At 74.2% G+C, this 18,496-nt stretch carries 14 protein-coding genes; 4 read left to right on the top strand and 10 right to left on the bottom strand.

Annotated features, from left to right (window positions below; translation table 11 throughout):
- Positions 1-82: 82 nt before the first annotated feature.
- A complete protein-coding gene (locus BKA05_RS16075) occupies positions 83-2,662 on the top strand; it encodes an AMP-binding protein (protein ID WP_179532330.1) in 2,580 nt (859 codons plus the stop codon).
- On the opposite strand, the gene BKA05_RS16070 is transcribed toward BKA05_RS16075, so the two are convergent.
- From BKA05_RS16070 to BKA05_RS16050, 5 genes are all read right to left on the bottom strand, one after another.
- A complete protein-coding gene (locus BKA05_RS16070) occupies positions 2,609-3,706 on the bottom strand; it encodes an ABC transporter ATP-binding protein (protein ID WP_179532329.1) in 1,098 nt (365 codons plus the stop codon). The two genes, BKA05_RS16075 and BKA05_RS16070, sit on opposite strands and share 54 nt — an antisense overlap.
- 11 nt (positions 3,707-3,717) lie before the next feature.
- On the bottom strand, positions 3,718-5,379 hold the full coding sequence (locus tag BKA05_RS16065; RefSeq protein ID WP_179532328.1) for an ABC transporter permease subunit: 1,662 nt from the start codon (positions 5,377-5,379) through the stop codon (positions 3,718-3,720).
- 4 nt (positions 5,380-5,383) lie between these two features.
- Entirely contained in the window at positions 5,384-6,412 is a 1,029-nt protein-coding gene (locus BKA05_RS16060) for an extracellular solute-binding protein (protein WP_218842430.1), read from the bottom strand.
- Between the two features lie 224 nt (positions 6,413-6,636).
- The gene (locus BKA05_RS16055) at positions 6,637-7,287 is read right to left on the bottom strand and encodes a helix-turn-helix transcriptional regulator (protein WP_179532327.1); all 651 of its coding nucleotides are present in this window, start codon (positions 7,285-7,287) and stop codon (positions 6,637-6,639) included.
- Positions 7,288-7,489: 202 nt separating this feature from the next.
- Complete coding sequence (locus BKA05_RS16050) at positions 7,490-8,431, bottom strand: MerR family transcriptional regulator (RefSeq protein WP_179532326.1); 942 nt, start codon at positions 8,429-8,431, stop codon at positions 7,490-7,492.
- 174 nt (positions 8,432-8,605) lie between these two features.
- Here BKA05_RS16050 and BKA05_RS16045 point away from each other — a divergent pair, with 174 nt between their 5' ends.
- Positions 8,606-8,902, top strand: a complete 297-nt coding sequence (locus BKA05_RS16045) for a hypothetical protein (protein WP_179532325.1) — start codon at positions 8,606-8,608, stop codon at positions 8,900-8,902.
- A 70-nt stretch (positions 8,903-8,972) separates the two neighbouring features.
- Here the strand turns inward: BKA05_RS16045 and BKA05_RS16040 are convergent, their stop codons facing one another.
- Positions 8,973-9,836, bottom strand: coding sequence for a sigma-70 family RNA polymerase sigma factor (locus BKA05_RS16040; RefSeq protein WP_179532324.1), 864 nt, complete (start codon positions 9,834-9,836; stop codon positions 8,973-8,975).
- Positions 9,837-10,022: 186 nt separating this feature from the next.
- On the opposite strand from BKA05_RS16040, the gene BKA05_RS16035 reads away from it, so the two are divergent.
- Together BKA05_RS16035 and BKA05_RS16030 are read left to right on the top strand one after the other, a co-directional pair.
- Positions 10,023-11,564, top strand: a complete 1,542-nt coding sequence (locus BKA05_RS16035) for an adenylate/guanylate cyclase domain-containing protein (RefSeq protein WP_179532323.1) — start codon at positions 10,023-10,025, stop codon at positions 11,562-11,564.
- A 58-nt stretch (positions 11,565-11,622) separates the two neighbouring features.
- Positions 11,623-12,738, top strand: a complete 1,116-nt coding sequence (locus tag BKA05_RS16030; protein WP_179532322.1) for an acyltransferase family protein — start codon at positions 11,623-11,625, stop codon at positions 12,736-12,738.
- Here BKA05_RS16030 and BKA05_RS16025 read toward each other — a convergent pair.
- The 4 genes from BKA05_RS16025 to icmF all read right to left on the bottom strand — a co-directional run bounded on the left by BKA05_RS16025 (position 12,711) and on the right by icmF (position 18,478).
- Positions 12,711-13,628: a serine/threonine-protein kinase gene (locus BKA05_RS16025; protein WP_179532321.1), complete on the bottom strand. Its 918-nt coding sequence runs from the start codon at positions 13,626-13,628 to the stop codon at positions 12,711-12,713. The two genes, BKA05_RS16030 and BKA05_RS16025, sit on opposite strands and share 28 nt — an antisense overlap.
- A gap of 56 nt (positions 13,629-13,684) precedes the next feature.
- Complete coding sequence (locus tag BKA05_RS16020; protein ID WP_179532320.1) at positions 13,685-14,419, bottom strand: helical backbone metal receptor; 735 nt, start codon at positions 14,417-14,419, stop codon at positions 13,685-13,687.
- Between the two features lie 129 nt (positions 14,420-14,548).
- Complete coding sequence (locus tag BKA05_RS16015; RefSeq protein ID WP_179532319.1) at positions 14,549-15,055, bottom strand: thioesterase family protein; 507 nt, start codon at positions 15,053-15,055, stop codon at positions 14,549-14,551.
- Between the two features lie 234 nt (positions 15,056-15,289).
- The gene (icmF, locus tag BKA05_RS16010; protein ID WP_179532318.1) at positions 15,290-18,478 is read right to left on the bottom strand and encodes a fused isobutyryl-CoA mutase/GTPase IcmF; all 3,189 of its coding nucleotides are present in this window, start codon (positions 18,476-18,478) and stop codon (positions 15,290-15,292) included.
- Between the last annotated feature and the right edge of the window lie 18 nt (positions 18,479-18,496).

The following is an 18,496-nucleotide window of genomic DNA, read 5'->3' as shown; positions in this document are numbered from 1 at the left end:
CAGCCCGCCCGTGGCCGCCGATGGGGAGCCCTCTGGGCGAGACGACTCGCGGCGAAGGTGAGGCTTGCCTTACCCTCGTGTGGTGACCCTGACCCCCCTGCGGCCGCTGGCGCCGACCCGCCGAGGCGTGCGCCTCGCGCAGGACCTCGCCCGCCACGGGGATCGGCCGGCGCTCGTCGACGACGCCGGCGTGACGTCGTACGCCGCGCTGGCGGGGCTGGTCGCCGCTGCCGCCGAGCGTCACCTCGCCCGCGCGGCCGAGCCGCTCGTGCTGCCGGTGCGGCCCTGCCGCGAGGACGTGGTGACCTACCTGGCCTGCCTGGCCGCGGGGCGTCCCGTGCTCCTCACCGATCCCGACGGCGCCACCGACGAGCTCGAGGCGCGGTTCGGCCCGCGGGTCGGCGCCCCGGCCCCGCACCCCGACCTGGCCCTGCTGCTCTCCACCTCCGGCAGCACCGGCAGCCCCCGCCTGGTGCGTCTGGGGGCCCGGGCGGTGGACGCCAACGCCGCAGCCATCGCCGAGTACCTCGGCCTGCGCCACGACGACGTCGGCATCACCGCCCTGCCGCTGCACTACTGCTACGGCCTCTCGGTGCTGCACTCCCACCTCGCCGTGGGGGCGGCGGTCGTGCTGACCCGGACCAAGGTCGTCGACCCCTGCTTCTGGGCCGCCGTCGACGCCCACGGCGTCACCAGCCTCGCCGGGGTGCCGCACAGCTTCGAGATGCTCGAGGCCTCCGGCCGTGCCGAGGCGCTGGCCCGTGGCGCCCACCCCTCGCTCCGGCTGCTCACCCAGGCCGGGGGGCGGATGGCGCCCGAGACCGTGCGCGCGTGGGCGCGGCGTGGGGAGCGCGGCGGGTTCGACCTGGTCGTGATGTACGGCCAGACCGAGGCGACCGCCCGGATGGCCTACCTGCCCGCCCACCTGGCCGCCGAGCGACCCGAGTGCGTCGGGGTGCCGGTCCCCGGGGGCGACCTGCGGCTCGACCCCGTGCCCGGGCAGCCCGACGGGGTCGGCGAGCTCGTCTACACCGGGCCCAACGTGATGATGGGGTACGCCGAGGAGCGGGCCGACCTCGCGCGCGGCCACGACCTCGCCGAGCTGCGCACCGGGGACCTCGGCGTCCAGGAGCCCGACGGCCTGTGGCGGGTCGTCGGCAGGCTGGCGCGCTTCGCCAAGGTGATGGGCCTGCGGGTGGACCTCGACCGGGTCGAGGCCGGTCTGGCCGACCAGGGCGTCGAGGCCCTGGCCGTCGAGGCCGGGGACCGGCTCGCCGTCGGGGTGCTCGCGCCGCCGGCCGGGCCGGACCGGCCCGCCGACCGCGACCCGCTCGCCGACCTCGCCACCAGCGCCGCGCGACTCGCGGGACTGCCCGAGGCGGCCGTCACCGTCGTACCCCTGGAGGAGTGGCCGGTGCTGGCCTCCGGCAAGCCCGACCGGCAGCGGGTGGCCGCCCTGGCCGGCCGAGAGGTCACCCGCGCACGGCCGAGAGGTCGCTCGCGCACGGCCGAGACGTCACTCCCGCCCACCGCGGTGCTCGCCCAGGTGCTCGGAGGTCCGGTCGGGCCCGAGGACTCCTTCGCCTCCCTCGGGGGCGACTCGCTCTCCTACGTCGAGGCCTCCGTGCGGCTCGAGCGGGCGTTGGGCCCCCTGCCGCACGACTGGCACCTGCGTCCGGTCGGCACCCTCGCCGAGGTCGCCGGGCCGCGGCGGCGCTGGTGGCGCAGCGTCGAGACGGGCACCCTGCTGCGGGCGCTCGCGGTGGTGGCGATCGTGGGCAGCCACGCCGACCTCTTCGCGGTCGTCGGTGGGGCGCACTTCCTGCTGGTCCTGGTCGGCTTCAACCTCGGGCGCTTCGCCCTCGCCTCCACCCGCCGCGACGAGCGGGTCCGGGCGGTGCTGCGCAGCGCGGCCCGCGTGGCCGTGCCGTCGGTGCTGTGGATCGGCGGGGTCGGCCTGCTGACGGGGGCCTACCCCTGGCCCACCGCCCTGCTCGTCAACAGCCTCGTCGGGCCGGCGGGCTGGAGCGAGCCGGCGTGGTACTTCTGGTTCGTCGAGGCCATGGTCTGGTGCGCCGTCGCACTGGCCGCGGTCCTGGCGGTGCCGGCGCTGCACCGGCTCGACGTGCGGCACCCGTTCTGGTTCCCGGTGGGTCTCGCGGTCGCGGGCCTGGCCACCCGCTACGAGCTCGTGCTGCTGCGCGAGGGCGGCACGGTGATCCACCGGCCAGAGGTCGTGTGGTGGCTGGTGGCCCTGGGGTGGGCCGCAGCGCGCGCGGGCACGACCACCCACCGCGTGGTCGTGAGCGCGCTGCTGGCCGCGACGCTGCCCGGCTTCTTCACCGACCCCCAGCGCGGCCTGGTCGTGCTGCTGGCCTGCCTCGCGCTGGTCTGGGTGCGGCGTACGCCGGTGCCGACCGTGCTCGTCGCCCCGCTGGCCTGCGTGGCCGGCGCGTCGCTGTGGATCTACCTCACCCACTGGCAGGTCTACCCCCACCTCGAGGTCGACCACTCCTTCTGGGCCACCGTCGCCTCGCTGGTCGTGGGCGTGCTCGCCTGGCGGGCCTGGCGCCTCCTGGAGCAGCCGCTGACCGCCCGCGGCACGTCCTCAGGCAGGCGGAGCGGTGAGGGCGGTGTCGCCGGAGAGCAGGACGGGACGTGAGCCGGGCACGACGGTGACGTCGACGGCGGTGCCGACCTCGAGGCGTACGCCGTGCTGCTGCCACGAGCGGACCGTGCGGCCGGACGCGAGGCGGACCTCGTGGAGCACGAAGGCACCGTGGTACTCGACCCGCTCGACGACCGCGGTGGAGGTCGGCTCGGCGCGGAGCGCGACCTCGTGGGGGCGCAGCATCACCTCGACGTGCACGTCGCTGTCGCCCCAGCCGGGGACGGTCGACACCACGCCGATCTCGCAGGTCAGCAGCGCACGCTGCACGTGGGCGGGCAGGAAGTCGGCGTCGCCCATGAAGGTCGCCACGAACCGGTTGGCCGGCGTCTCGTAGACCGCCGTCGGTGCGCCGACCTGCTCGACGACCCCGTCGCGCATGACCGCGAGCCGATCGCCCAGCGAGAGCGCCTCGGTCTGGTCGTGGGTGACGACCATGGCCGCGCTGCCGGTCGCCCGGATCGCGGCCAACGTGTCGGCGCGCACCTGGGCGCGGAGGTTCTCGTCGAGGCTGGAGAACGGCTCGTCGAGCAGCACCAGCGAGGGGCACGGGGCCAGCGCCCGGGCCAGCGCCACGCGCTGCTGCTCGCCGCCGGAGAGCTCGTGGGGGTGCCGGTCGCGCACGTGGCCCAGGCCCACGAGGTCGAGCACCTCCGCGACCCGGGGGCCGCGCTGGGCGCGGGGCAGCCGGTCCAGGCCGAAGGCGACGTTGGTCGCCACGTCGAGGTGGGGGAAGAGCGCGTGGTCCTGGAAGACCAGCCCGACGCGCCGCTTCTCCGGGGGCACCCACCGCGAGCCGGCGACCTCGCGGCCGCCCAGCTCGACCGATCCCGAGTCGGGCCGCTCGAGCCCGGCCGCGAGCCGCAGCAACGTCGACTTGCCGCACCCGGACGGGCCGATGAGGGTCAGCACCTCGCCCGCCGCGATCTCGAGGTCGACGGCCCGGACCGCCTCGTGCGCGCCGTAGGCCTTGCACGCGCCGCGCAGGCGCAGGGCGGGCTCGGTCGCCACGCGGGCGACGGTCTCGGAGGTGCTCATGACGCCAGCCATCATCGCGCGTGCCTGGTCGCGGGGTTGCGGAAGGTCAGCGCGACGGGCACGACGGCGACCAGGACGATGAGCAGCGCGGGCAGGGCGGCGCGCTCCCAGAAGTTCTCCGAGGCCAGCTCGTAGACCCACACCGAGAGGGTCGTGAAGCCGAACGGCCGCAGCAGCAGCACGAGCGGCAGCTCCTTGACCGCGTCGACGATCACCAGGGTCAGGGCGACCGCCACGCCGGAGCGGGCCAGCGGCAGGTGCACCCGGCCGAGCAGCCGCCCCGGCCCGGCGCCCAGGGTCAGCGCGGAGGCGCTCACGGTCGGCGGGATGCGCGCGAAGCTCGCGTCGACGGCCTGGTACGCCGGGGCCGTGAACCGGACCACGTAGGCCAGCAGGATGCCCAGCACCGACCCGGTGACCAGGATGCCGGTGCCGTCCTCGCGACCCAGCGCCTGCAGCAGCCGGTCCGCGGCAGAGAAGAGCGCCAGCACCCCGATGCCCACGACGGCACCGGGCACGGCGTACCCGAAGGTCGTGACCTGTGCCGCCGCGCGGACCCACGGCCCGCCGCCCAGTCGCAGCGCGTGGGCGAGGACGACGGAGACCAGGACGCAGGTCGTCGCGGCGATGGCGGCCACCAGCACCGAGCTGGTCAGGTGGTCGGCGAAGCGGGTGTCGGTGAAGGGGTTCTCCTCGGCCACGGCCGCGGCGGCCCAGGTGACCAGGCGCAGCACCGGCAGGCCGAAGGCGAGGGCGGCCACCGTGCCGCAGGCGCCCGTGGCCGCCACGGCCCGTCCTCCGGTCAGCCGACGGCGCTCGAGACCCCGGCCCCGGCCGCCGCGCTGGTGGTAGCGGGCGTCACCGCGCAACGCGCGCTCGGCGGCCAGCACCGCCACCGCGAACAGCAGCACCAGGCTCGCCAGCGAGACCGCGGAGGCGACGTCGAAGGAGCCCTTCCACACCAGGTAGACGCCGACGGAGACGGTGCGGACGTTGAAGTACTGCACGGTCGCGAAGTCGGTGAGCACCTCCATCGTCACCAGCGCGAGCCCCGCGGCCAGCGAGGGGCGCGCGAGCGGCAGCAGCACGGTGCGGAACGCGCGGGCCGGCGAGGCGCCGAGCGTGCGGGCGGCGTCGTACGCCGTCGGGGCCAGGTCGCTGAAGGCCGCCCGCACCAGGAGGTAGACGTAGGGGTAGAGCGTGAGGACGAGGACGATCGTCGCGCCGCCCAGCGAGCGCACCGGCAGCGCCCCGAGGTCGTCGCCCAGGACGCTGCGCAGCCCGGTCTGCACCGGCCCGGCGTAGTCGAAGGTGGAGAGGAAGACGAAGCCGAGGATGTAGGCCGGCACCGCCAGCGGCAGCACCAGCAGCCACGACAGCACCCGGCGGCCGGGGAACTCGTGGACGCTGACCAGCCACGCCAGGCCGGTGCCCAGGACGCTGGTGCCCAGGGCGACCAGGACCGTGAGCGCGAGGGTGGTGGCCACCATGCCGCCGACCCCGCCGGGCAGCTGCAACCCGCCCTGGAGCAGGGCGCCCACCGCCACCGCCACCACCGGGCTGGCGATGACCGCCGCCACCACCAGGACCGCGGCCGACCACCCGGGACGACCGGCGGCCAGCAGCCGGCGGCGGGTCCGGGGGCGGGCCAGCCCGGGGGCGGGGACGGTCACGGGGTCACCGGTAGCCGGCGGCGTCGAGGACCTCGACGGCCTCGGCGTTCAGCGAGCCGTACGCCGAGGCGTCGACCGGCATCCGCGAGAAGCTGCCGAAGCCGGCGACCAGCGGCTCGGGCTCGACCGCGGGGTTGACCGGGAGCTCGTGGTTGCCGTCGACGAAGGCGCTCTGCCCGTCGGTGGCCAGCCACTCCAGCAGCTGCTGGGCCTCGGCCGAGGACGGGCTGCCGGCGACCACGCCGGCGCCGGAGATGTTCACGTGGGTGCCGGCACCGTCCTGGCTGGCCCAGTACAGCTCCACCCCGAAGTCGGGGTCCTCGTCGAGCAGCCGGGCGAGGTAGTAGTGGTTGCTGATGCCGACCTCGCACCCGCCGGCGTCGATGGCCTCGAGCAGCTCGACGTCGTTGGACATGATCTGGACGTCGTTGGCGACCCAGCTCTCGACGATCTCCTGGGCCCGCTCGCGACCGTGCAGGTCGATGAGGCTGGCCACGAGGCTCTGGGTGTAGGACGCGGTCTCGTCGCGCATGCAGATGCGGCCCTTCCACCGGGGGTCGCCCAGGCCGGCGTAGGTGTCCTCGGCGTCGAGGTCCGCCGGGTCGACCGCGTCGGGGTCGTAGACCACGGTGCGGGCGCGCATCGCCAGGCCGTACCACTCGCCGTCGGGGTCGCGGAGGTCCTGCGGCACCGCCTCCTCGAGGACGGGGGACTCGACGGGCTCCAGCACGCCCTGCTCGCCGGCGTTCCAGAGCATCCCGGCGTCCACGGTCATGAACAGGTCGGCGGGGGTGTCCTCGCCCTCGGCCTTGAGCCGCTCGAGCAGCTCGGCGTCGTCGCCGTAGAGGAACTCCACCGTCAGGCCGGTCTCGGCGGTGAACTCCTCGAAGGCCTCCTCGAGGTCGTAGTGCCGCGCGGAGTAGACCTGCAGGTCGGCCTCCTCGCCGCCGAGCAGTCCGCAGCCGGAGAGGGCCAGGGGTGCGAGCAGCGCCATGGCCAGTGCGGGCAGGGTGCGGGCGGGCGGACGGCGCATCGGGTCACTCCAGGGGTCGGCGGGGAAGAGCCACCAGGAAGGTTAGCCAACCCTTCGCAGGACGCGAACTCGTCCCGGCGCTCGAGCGGCCCGGAACGACCGGAGCCCCTGGCGCGGCACCCCGGGTGGGGAGCAGCGCCAGGGGCTCTGGCCTCCGCGTCCTCCCGTCCGATGCCAGTGCGACCGGGAGGGCGCCGGGTCACGAGGACCCGTGGTCCACGTCGTCAGACGGCGACGGGCTGGGCGTCGGGCAGCAGGCCGTGGGCCATGCCCCAGGCGACGGCCTGGGTGCGGCGCTCGACGTCGATCTTGCGGTAGGCCTGACGGATGTAGGTCTTGATCGAGTTGATCGACAGACCCAGCTCCTCGCCGATCTCGCCGTTGGTCAGGCCCTGGGTGATGAGCGTGAGGATCTCCAGCTCACGCGGGGTGAGGCGGCTGCCGGCCGGCGCCTGCGGGGTGCGGATCGGCGCGACGGGCTCGACCTTCTCGGCCGGGGTGTGCACGGGCGGGGCGGGGACGCCGCGACCCGAGACGACGTCCTCGAGCGCGACCACGAGCTGCGCCGCGGTCATCGACTTGGACAGGTAGGGGCTGGTGGTGTCGGGCAGCTGGTCGGCCGGCGCCCAGCTGAACACGACGGCCTGGGCCTCGGCGGCGGCCTGCAGGTTGCGCAGCATGGAGGCGCTGAACGAGGACTGCTGCATCGGCTCGTAGAGCACGACGTCGACGTCCTCGGGGTGGGCCAGGGCCGTGCGGACGTCGACCAGACGCACGCGCTCGCCGTAGGACGCGAGCAGCGTCTCCAGGCCGGCGACGGCGAGGTCGTTGTCGTCGACCACGGTGGCCGTCAGGGGGGTCCTCTCGTTCTGCATTGCTCGTCACCTCGTGTGCTTGTCGGAATCCTTGGGTGAGGCGTCTCGGGCGCCTCATCTCTCCTGTATCCCGTTGCTCCAGAGTTCAATCACCACTCACCCGTTCGGGTTGACCCGGTTTGGTCAAATCTCGAGCCCGACCCGTGGCCCAGGTGGTGGCGAGCAGGTTCCGAGCGGGCCAGTCGGGGGTGGACCCGACGGGTCAGTCCGTCGGGGTGAGCAGCGTGCGGGCCCGCTCGACGAGTCCGGTCGCGGCGGTGACGGGGTCCCCGGCCAGGTGCAGCGCGCCCCACGACTCGGCGAGCTCCGCGCTCGCCCCGGCGCCGGCCAGCCCGAGTGCGCACTGCTGCGCCAGGCGTCGTACGACGGCGAGCTCGGTGTCGTCGAGGGCGAAGACCTGCGGCGTCGCGCCGGCCAGGACCACGACGTCGGGGTCGATGACGTCGACCGCGGCCCGGATCGAGGCCAGCGGGCTGTGGGGCCCGAGGAAGCGGGTGCGCCACCCGGCGCGCTGGAGCACGACCTCGAAGGCCTTCAACGCGATGTCGTGGGACTCCTCGGGCGGGCAGGCGAGCAGCACGGTGGGGCCGGTGCGGGTGCCCGGGCCGACGGCGAGGGCGGCCAGGCGACCACGCACCAGGTCGCTGGCGAAGTGCTCGTCGGCGACGTCGAAGTCGCCGGCCTCCCATCCCTGGCCGACGTGGGCCATGAACGGCAGCAGGACGTCGCGGATGGCACTCTCGACCGACACGGTGCGCAGCAGCCGGTCCAGGACCTCGTGCATGGCACCGACGTCGTAGGCGAGCATCGCGGCCTCGAGCTCGGACAGCGCGCCGACGACGTCGAGGGAGCCGGAGCTGGAGGCGGTGCCCTCGACGGGCTCCTCCTGGGCCTCGGCCCAGGTGCGCTCGTTGGCCAGGATCTCCGCGGCCGCCTGGCCCGCCGGGACGCCTCGCTCCCTGGCGCGCTGCATGGCGATGGCGCGGCGCTCGTCCTCGGGGCCGTAGAGCCGGTAGCCGGCCTGCGTGCGCTGAGGGCTGAGCAGGCCGTAGCGGACCTCCCAGGCGCGCAGCAGGGTCTCGCTGACGCCCACCCGGGTGGCCAGCACGCCGATGCGCCAGCGTTGTGCCGGACCGCCGCTCATGAGCTCTCGCACCCCCAGTGGAGCGTGGCACTCCCGGCCACGCCCGCAGTCCTGACGTTATACGAACATTGCACGCGGGGCGTACACTCCACGTGAGTCGTCCGGGCCGTCTGCCGGTCCCGGGCGCCGGAGCATCGCACACCTGCACCACCGACCCCGAGGGAGGGCGAGACCATGTCGGACCCGCAGCCGCTCGGCCGGTTGATCGACTCGCTGGGCGTGGAGCACCGTCCCGCGGAGGGCGAGCTCGTGCTCGGCGCCGTGGTGCTGATGAAGGTGATGGAGGCCGACGGACGCATCTCGATGCGCTCGGCGTGGTCGCCCGGCCTGAGCTGGATGGAGCGGGTGGGCATGCACCAGGCGGCCGCTCGTGCCGACCTCCCCCCGCGCCCCGAGCCGGGCTGGGACACCCGCGAGCTCGACGCGGACATGGGGTCGGACATGGGGCGCGACGACACCGACCTCGGCTGAGGTCCGACGGGTCCCTCCGGCCGCCGGGTCGATCCCTGCGCCGGCGCCGGCGTGAGCCGGCCCGTCACGCTCAGCTGGCCTCGGCGAGCGCGCCGCGCAGCTGCACGAGCAGTCGCTGCAGGCAGCGCGACACCTGGATCTGGCTCATCCCGAGCCGCACCCCGATCTCGCGCTGGGAGAGCTCCTGACCGAAGCGCAGGCGCAGCAGGTCGCGGTCGCGCGGGGTGAGGGTGGCCAGCAGGGGCTGCACCAGCAGGCGGGCCTCGGTGCGCTCGATCGACTCCTCGACCTCGGGGTCGGCCACGTCGCGGACGGGCCCGTCCTCACCGCCGGTCTCGCCGCCGACGGGGGAGTCGAGGGAGACCAGGGAGAAGCAGGAGCGGGCGACCAGTGCCTCGCGCACGACGTCCACGGACTCCTCGACCTCGGCGGCCAGCGCCGACACCGACGTCTCGTCGACGCGGTCCAGGGCGGCGCCGGTGCGCACCAGGCGCGTGTGGGCCCGCTGCACCTCGCGCGGCGGGCGGATGGTCCAGGAGTGGTCGCGGAAGTGTCGACGGATCTCGCCGGTCATCGAGGGGACGGCGTAGGCCAGCAGGTCGCGCTCGTGGGTGGGGTCGAAGGAGCGCACGGCGCGCACGAGGGCGAGGTAGGCGACCTGGGTCAGGTCCTCGACCGGCACGGAGCGCCGGGCGTAGCGCCGGGCGACGGCCTCGGCGACGCGCATGTTGAGCTCGACGACCCGCTCGAGGCAGGCCTCCCGCTCGGCCTCGTCGACGCCGGGTGCGTTCGCCCGCGCGAGCAGGGCGGTGGTCCACTCCGAGCGCTCGCCGTCGGTGATCGAGCGGACGTCTGCCGGCACGGTCTCGCAGGAGGTGCGCGGGGCGGGGATGCCGGGCTGCTGACGACGGTCGTCGAGCGGGCTCGTGGTCATGGCCTGGGTCGCTCTCTGTGCTGCGCGCCGCCCGGGGGGCGGTGCGGTGGTGCGTTCGGGTGCCGACAGGTCCCTCATCGGTGTGGGATTCCCCCACCTTAGACAACCCTCTACAAACCTTGCACACATCTCACCCCTTTGGGCCGCCGTGACCGTCCTCCGCGCCGCGGCCGTCGACGCGGCAGAATGCGGGGCGTGGCCGGCACCCGCGCTCCCTTCGGCTCCTGGCTGCTCGGCCCGGAGGGCCAGTCACTGCGCCGCCTGCGGGTGCGGGTCCAGCTGTTCCTCACCCTGGGGATCACCGCCACGCACGCGGCGGGTGCGGGGGTCGTCGTGGTCCTCACGCTCTTCGTCGTCCCCCAACCCGGTGGTGGTCGCGACCTGCTGGTCGCGCTGGCCATCGCCGTCCCCGTCTACGTCGGCCTCGCCCTGGTCGTGGGGGTGCTGTGGGGCACGAGGGTGGCGTTCCGGAGCCTGCGCTGGGCGCTGCGGGGGGAGGAGCCCTCGCCCGCGGACCGCCGGCGCTCGATGCGGGTCCCGCTCCAGCTGGCCGCCGTCTCCGCAGCCCTGTGGCTCGGCGCGACGGTGCTCTTCACCGCGCTGGCGCTGTGGCTGGCCCCCGGCCGCGCCCTCGGCACGGCGCCGACCGTGGCCATCGGGGGGACGGTGGTGTGCGCCATCACCTACCTGATGGCGGAGTTCTTCCTCCGGCCGGTCTCGGCGCGCGCGCTCGCCGGCTCGCCCGAGTCCCGCCCGCGCGGCCTCGGGGTGGGTGGGCGGATGCTCACCTTCTGGCTGCTCGGGACCGCGGCGCCGTTGGTGGGCCTCGGGTACGCCGCCGTGCTGGCGCTGGCCCAAGGCGACGTCTCCGCGGAGCGGATGGCCGTGGAGGCACTGGCGATCTCCGGGGTCGTGCTCGTGTTCGGGCTGCTGGTGACCGTGCTCAACGCCCGCGCGGTCGTGGCCCCGCTGGTCTCGGTCCGGGCCGCCCTGGGCCGGGTCCAGGACGGGGACCTCGACCAGCGGGTCCCCGTGTACGACGCCACGGAGCTCGGGCTGCTCCAGGCCGGGTTCAACCACATGGCCGAGGGGCTCGCCGAGCGCGAGCACCTGCGCGACCTGTTCGGCCGGCACGTGGGGCAGGAGGTGGCCCGGGCGGCCGCCGGCGGCGACGTCGAGCTCGGCGGGGAGTCGCGGCGGGTCACCGTGCTCCTCGTGGACCTCGTCGGCTCCACGACCATCGCGGCGCGGCGTACCCCGGCCGAGGTCGTCGAGCTCCTCAACGGCTTCTTCGAGGTCGTCGTGGACGAGATAGACCGCGAGGGCGGGCTGGTCAACAAGTTCATGGGCGACGCGGTGCTCGCGGTCTTCGGGGCGCCGGTGGACCTGCCCGACCACGCCACCCGCGGCCTGCGGGCGGCACGCGCGATGGTCGAGCGGCTGGCGCGCGAGCAGCCCGACCTCGACGCGGGCGTGGGGGTCTTCACCGGGGAGACCGTGGCCGGCAACGTGGGCACCCGGGCCCGCTTCGAGTACACCGTCATCGGGGACGCAGTGAACGCCGCGGCCCGCCTCACCGAGCTGGCCAAGGACGTCGAGGGGCGGGTGCTGACCAGCGCCGAGACCCTTGCCGACGCCGGTGAGGACGAGGCCGCGCACTGGCGTCCCGGCGACCGGGTCACCCTGCGGGGCAGGACCGAGGAGACCGCGCTCCACGTGCGTCGGTGACCAACGACACGTCGTCGCCGGTGCGGCACCCGGGCGCCGCGCCCCCCACCCTGGCCCCGTGCCCCTCCCTCCCGCCGACGCGCCCGCCGACGCGCCCGCCGAGCGTCGTGCCGGTGGTCGGATGCTGTGGGTCGACGTCGCGAAGGGCGTGTGCATCCTGCTGGTGGTGCTGCACCACGCGGTCGTGAAGGACCTCGCGATGCAGACCCCTGCGGCCCTGGCCGCGGTGGCCGACGCCTGGCACTGGGTCACGATGGCGCTCAAGCCGGTGCGGATGCCGCTCTTCTTCGTGCTCAGCGGCCTGGTCGCCTCGAGCGCCGTGCGCCGACCGTGGGCGCAGGCCAGGCGACGGGTGCTCTCGCCGTACTACCTCTACGTCGTGTGGCTGGTCCTGCAGGGCGCGTTCTTCTCGGTGGAGCGGATGCTCCCGATGAACCGGACCCAGGACCTCGGTGAGCTCGCGGCCGACCTCGTGTGGGCCTCCACCGGGCTGTGGTTCCTCTACGCGCTCGCGGTCTACTTCGCCCTGGCCCGGCTGCTGTCGGGCCTCCCGGTCCTCCCGGTGCTGGCGGCCAGCGCGGTCGTCTCGGCCTGCGCCGGGCTCCTTCCGACCGACGACTGGAACAGGGTGTCGGTGGTCTTCCACTTCACCTTCTTCGCCGTCGGCGCGCTCGCCCCCGACCTGGTACGCCGCTGGGCCGGCCCGGCCTCGCGGGTCCCGCGGCGCCTGGGGCTGGCCTACCTGGCGCTGGTCGTCGTCCTGCCGCTGGTCGGGATGCCGCGCATCAGCCTGATGCTGGTCGCCAGCGTGGTCGGCGTGCCGCTCGGCATCGGGCTGTGCGTGCGGCTGGCCGAGGGACGCTCCGCCCACACGCTGGCCTGGCTCGGTCGACGCACGCTCCCGATCTACGTGCTGCACGCCCCGCTGCTCGCGCTCGCGCTGCACCTGCCCAGCCCGATCGGGACGGGGTGGCTCGGGGCCGCGGAGGCTGCGGCGTACCCCGTGCTGCTCAGCGCCGTGGCCGTCGCGGCCGCCCTCGCGCTGCACGCGGTGCTGCGCCGGCTCGGGGCCGACGCGCTCTTCGAGCTGCCCCGCCGACCGCGTAGTGCCCGGTTGCCGGGGACGGCAGCCGGCGGCTCGGCCGCTCAGGCGACGGTGGCAGCGAGCTCCTGAGCCTCGACGGGCGCGCGGTGACGACCGGCGGGCCGCTCGAGCGGGGCGACGACGCCCAGGGTGTCGACGGCCAGCATGGCCTCGAGGTGCTCGGCGACCGCGCGGGCCGAGGGGCGCTCCGCGGGCTCGCGGCAGGTCATGGCCGAGAGCAGGCCGGTCCAGCCGGCGCCGAGCGAGGTGGGGATGGTCGGGCCGCGGTGCACACGGGCCCAGGCGGCCTCCTCCGGGCTGCCGTCGAACTCGCGGCGCCCGGTCAGCGCCTCGAGGAGCATCAGCCCGAGCGCGTAGACGTCGACCGGTGTGCCGAGCGGCGCGCCGAGGACCTGCTCGGGGGCGAGGTAGGCGATGGAGCCGACGGTGTGACCGGGACGGCCGTGCGGGTCGGGCTCCCCGTCGCGCAGGGTCACCCCCAGGTCGCACAGGCGGGCGTGGCCGCTGCTGTCGAGGAGGACGTTGGCCGGCTTCACGTCGCGGTGGACCAGGCCCTCGGCGTGGAGGTAGGCCAGCGCGGAGGCCACGTCGCGGCCGACGACGGCGACCTCGCGCCGGCTCAGCGGTCCGCTGGCCAGCGTCGCGTCGAGGTCGGGACCGTCGACGAGCTCCAGGGCGAGGTAGGGAGCTCCGGGGCCCTCCCATGCGGCGTCCAGGACGCGGACCAGGCCCGGGTGGGAGAGGTGGGCCAGCATGCGGCCCTCGTCGAGGAGTCGGAGCCGGTGCTGCGCCTGGCCACCCTCGGTGCGGGGGCGCTTGAGGGCCACGTCGCGGCCCAGGCGCAGGTCGTGCGCGCGGTGGACGGTGGCGGTGCCACCGAGGGCGATGAGCTCCTCGACCCGGTAGCGGCCCACGATCTCGGAGCCTTCGGTCGGCTCGGGGGCGTCGGGCTGGTTCATGGGGAGGGGTCCTCTCGCGTGCGGTCCCTCCAGGGGTTCCCCAGGGCCCGCCGGGTCTAACCCTCCGTAAGGGTGGGTCGCGCCACGTCGCGGGCGGCCGCGACCAGGGAAGGGCCGTACCACGTGAGCGCCCGACCGCTGACCAGCTCCACCGGGGTCGTGAAGCACTCGGGGCCGTCGTCGGCGGTGAAGACGTAGGGCTCGTCGGGCAGCAGCACGGCGTCCGCGCCGCACCTGTCGAGCTCCTCGACCGGCACCGTGGGGTAGCGGTCCGGGGCGTCGGGGTCCTGGGCCTGCACGACCTCCCAGCCCAGGCGACGGCACAGGTCCGCGGTGAAGGTGCGCGGGCCCACGACCATCCACGGGTCCCGCCAGATCGGTACCACCACGCGCCGGGTCACCGGCGGGAGCGGCCCGCACCACAGTGACCGCGCCTCGGCCAGCCACGCCGGTCGCTCCCAGCCCAGCAGGTCCAGCAGCCGCTCGAGCTCGGCGACCCCCTCGGGGACGGTCTCGATGTCGGTGACCTCGACGCGCAGCCCGCGCTCGCGCATCCGGCGCACGTCCAGCTCGCGGTTCTCCTCGCGGTTGACGACCACCAGGTCCGGCCGCAGCGCCTCGATCGCCGCGAGGTCCGGGTTCTTGGTCCCGCGCACCCGCCGGGCGCCGTACGACTCGAGGTCGGGGGGATGGGTGCACCAGTCGGTGACCCCCACCAGCGCCTCCGGGTGCACGGTGGCCAGTGCCTCGGTGATCGAGGGGACCAGCGACACCACCCGCCGAGCCGTCACCCGCGCACGCTCCGGACGTCACCCACGCACGCGCACCCGGGCGCCGCCGTGCGTGAGCGACCTCCCGAGCGTGCGTCGGTGACGGCTCGGCCGGGCACGGGTGACCTCTCGGCAGTCAGCGCGAGTCGGTCAGCGCAGCGCCATCGAGCCGGACGTGACCGCCTCGAAGGGGAGCTTCTCGTGCTCGGCCACCCGGGCGTCGATGGCCTCGGCGACGTCGGCCGGCCAGGGCGCCGTACGGCGGTCGGAGAGGTCGATGTGCAGGAAGATCTCCTCGAAGACCGCGCTGACCTGCTGGTGGGTGTCGTCGAGGATGTAGACCAGCGCGTGGGCGGCCCGCTCGGAGCGGCCCAGCAGCCGCACCCGCACCGACATCCGGTCGCCGGTGCGCAGCTCGCGCAGGTAGGTCACGTGGTGCTCGGCGGCGAAGCAGGCGTGCCCGGCCTTGATCGGCCAGTCCACCGGGATGCCCAGGTCGACCAGGGACTCGTCGAGGCCCTCGCTGCCGATCCCGAGGTAGTGGCGCACGTTGAGGTGGCCGTTGTTGTCCTCGAAGGCGATCGGGACGGGCTGCTCGGCGTACGCCGGGAGGTCCTTGAGCTGGTCGTAGCTGGGGTGCGTCGTGGTGCTGGTCACGGGGTGAACCTATCGGACGTCGGTGGTCGAGCAGCGAGCGCCAGCGAGCGGGCGTCGAGACCTCCGGCCCGACGCGCGTGGCCCGGGGATCTCGACGCCCGCCTCGTCGCTGGCGCTCCTCGGCTGCTCGATCACCTGGGCCAAGGTCTCGACCCGCCCGTCGCGACCTCGTCCCTCGGTCGCGGGGCTCGCTCGACCTCTTCGGGTTGCTCCCGGGCTCCGCCCGGGAGCACCTCAGACGTTGCGGCGGTACTGGCCGCCGACCTCGAAGAACGCCTCGGTGACCTGGCCCAGCGAGCAGACCCGCGCGGCGTCCATGAGCACGGCGAAGACGTTCTCGTCGGGGGAGGCGGCCGCCTCCTTCAGGCGCGCCAGCGCCTCGGTGGCCTCCTGCTCGTGGTTGCGGGTGAAGTCGCGGACCCGACGCAGCTGCGACTCCTTCTCCGACTCGGTGGCCCGGGAGAGCTCGACGTGCTCGGGGGTGGCGTCGTCGCCGCCGGGCTTGAGGAAGGTGTTGACGCCGATGATCGGCAGCGACCCGTCGTGCTTGCGGTGCTCGTAGAGCATCGACTCGTCCTGGATCCGCCCGCGCTGGTAGCCGGTCTCCATCGCGCCGAGCACCCCGCCGCGCTCGTTGATCGCCTCGAACTCCCGCAGCACCGCCTCCTCCACGAGGTCGGTGAGCTCGTCGATGATGAAGGAGCCCTGGAGCGGGTTCTCGTTCATCGCCAGGCCCCACTCGCGGTTGATGATCAGCTGGATCGCCAGCGCCCGTCGCACCGACTCGGTGCTCGGGGTGGTCACGGCCTCGTCGTAGGCGTTGGTGTGCAGGGAGTTGGCGTTGTCGTAGATCGCGATGAGCGCCTGCAGGGTGGTGCGGATGTCGTTGAAGTCCATCTCCTGCGCGTGCAGGGACCGACCGCTCGTCTGCACGTGGTACTTCAGCTTCTGGGAGCGCTCGCCCGCGCCGTACCTCTCCTTCATCGCCACCGCCCAGATCCGGCGGGCGACGCGGCCGATCACGGAGTACTCCGGGTCCATGCCGTTGGAGAAGAAGAACGACAGGTTGGGCGCGAAGTCGTCGATGTCCATGCCGCGCGCGAGGTAGGCCTCGACGTAGGTGAACCCGTTGGCGAGGGTGAAGGCGAGCTGGCTGATGGGGTTCGCCCCGGCCTCGGCGATGTGGTAGCCGGAGATCGACACCGAGTAGAAGTTGCGCACCCGCTGGGCGATGAACCACTCCTGGATGTCGGCCATCATCCGCAGGCTGAACTCGGTGGAGAACAGGCAGGTGTTCTGCCCCTGGTCCTCCTTGAGGATGTCGGCCTGCACGGTGCCGCGCACGGTCTGCAGGGCCTCGGCCGGCTCGATGCCGCGCTCGCGGGCCTGGTCCATGACGGTGTTGAGGAAGAAGGCCAGCACGGTGGGGGCCGGGCCGTTGATCGTCATGGACACGCTGGTGGTGGGGGCGAGCAGGTCGAAGCCGTCGTAGAGCTGCTTCATGTCCTCCAGCGTCGCGACGCTCACGCCCGAGGTGCCGACCTTGCCGTAGATGTCGGGGCGCTCGTCGGGGTCGCGGCCGTAGAGCGTCACCGAGTCGAAGGCGGTCGAGAGGCGGGTCGCCTCGTTGCCCTCGCTGAGCAGCTTGAAGCGGCGGTTGGTGCGGGCGGGGTCGCCCTCGCCGGCGAACATCCGGGCCGGGTCCTCGCCCTCGCGCTTGAACGGGAAGACGCCGGCGGTGAAGGGGAAGCGGCCCGGGAGGTTCTCCCGGCGCCAGAAGCGCACCAGCTCGCCGTGGTCGGCGTACCGCGGCACGGCGACCTTGGGGACCCGGTTGCCGGAGAGGGACTCGCGGCCCGGCACCGCGGCGTACTCCTCGACGAGCGACGGCCACTGCTCGAGCTGGTCGGCGACCGTGGGGTCCAGGGTGCGGCGGGCGTCCTCGAGGAGCGCCGGTACGCCGCCGGCGTCCGCCCCCGCGGACTCCAGCTCGGCCGCGACGTCGGCCAGCCGCTGGGCGCGGCGGGCCTGCTCGACGAGCTCCTCGGTGCGCGCGTGGTAGCCGCGGACGGTCTCGACGACCTCGGCGAGGTAGCGCACCCGTTCCTGGGGGACGACCGCCCGGATGCCGCTGGAGTGCTTGACGTCGACGGGCGTCAGCGCGCCCTCGGCGACCGGGAGACCCTGGGCGGCGAGCAGGCCTCGCAGGTGCTGGTAGAGCGCGGTGACGCCGTCGTCGTTGAAGGTGGCCGCCGAGGTGCCGAAGACCGGCATGTCGGAGGGCTGCTTGCCGAAGGCCTCGCGGTTGCGGACCAGCTGGCGGCCCACGTCGCGCAGCGCGTCGGCGGCCCCGCGCCGCTCGAACTTGTTGATCGCCACGACGTCGGCGAAGTCGAGCATGTCGATCTTCTCCAGCTGCGAGGCGGCGCCGAACTCCGGCGTCATGACGTACATCGAGGTGTCGACGAACGGCACGATCGCGGCGTCGCCCTGACCGATGCCGGGCGTCTCGACGACGACGAGGTCGAAGCCGGCCGCCTTGAGGACGGTGATGACGTCCTCGAGGTGCTCGGGGATCTCGTGGGCGCCGCGGGTGGCCAGGCTGCGGAAGTAGACCCGGTCCCGGTCGTGGCCGGGCAGGTCGAGGGAGTTCATCCGGATCCGGTCGCCGAGCAGGGCCCCGCCGCCCTTGCGCCGGGTCGGGTCGACGGCCACGACGGCCACGCGCAGCTTGTCCTGCTGGTCGACGCGGAAGCGGCGGACGATCTCGTCGGTGAGGCTGGACTTGCCCGAGCCGCCCGTGCCGGTGAGCCCGAGGACCGGCGCGTGGCTGCGCTCGGCGGCCGCGCGCAGCTCGGCGCGCGTGTCGTCGTCGAGGCGGCCGAGCTCGGCGCCGGTGATCGCGCGCGCGACCGCCGACCGCTCGCCGGCCAGCACCTGCTCGGCGGTGACGGGGCGCAGGTCCCACAGGTCGGTGTCGCAGTCGGCCACGACGGTGTTGACCATGCCCGGCAGGCCGAGACGCTGGCCGTCCTCGGGGGAGAAGATCGTGACGCCCGAGGCCCGCAGCCGGCTGATCTCGTCGTGGACGATCACGCCGCCGCCGCCCCCGACGACCTTCACGTGACCGGCCCCGGCCGCGCGCAGCAGCTCCACGAGGTACTCGAAGTACTCCACGTGCCCGCCCTGGTAGGACGACACCGCCACGCCCTGGACGTCCTCCTCCAGCGCCGCGTCCACGACCTCCTGGACCGAGCGGTTGTGGCCGAGGTGGATCACCTCGCAGCCCTGGCTCTGGAAGATCCGCCGCATGATGTTGATCGAGGCGTCGTGGCCGTCGAAGAGGCTGCTCGCGGTGACCAGGCGGACCGGGTGCTGGGGGACGTGCAGGCTGGGGCGGTCGGTGCTCACGGGGTTCTCCATCGGCAGATGCTTGGATGT

The sequence above is a fragment of the Nocardioides marinus genome (assembly GCF_013408145.1).
GTDB classification, from domain to species: Bacteria; Actinomycetota; Actinomycetes; order Propionibacteriales; family Nocardioidaceae; genus Nocardioides; species Nocardioides marinus.
The sequence above is the reverse complement of the archived record's forward strand: the minus strand, read 5'-3'. Positions and strand labels throughout refer to the sequence as shown.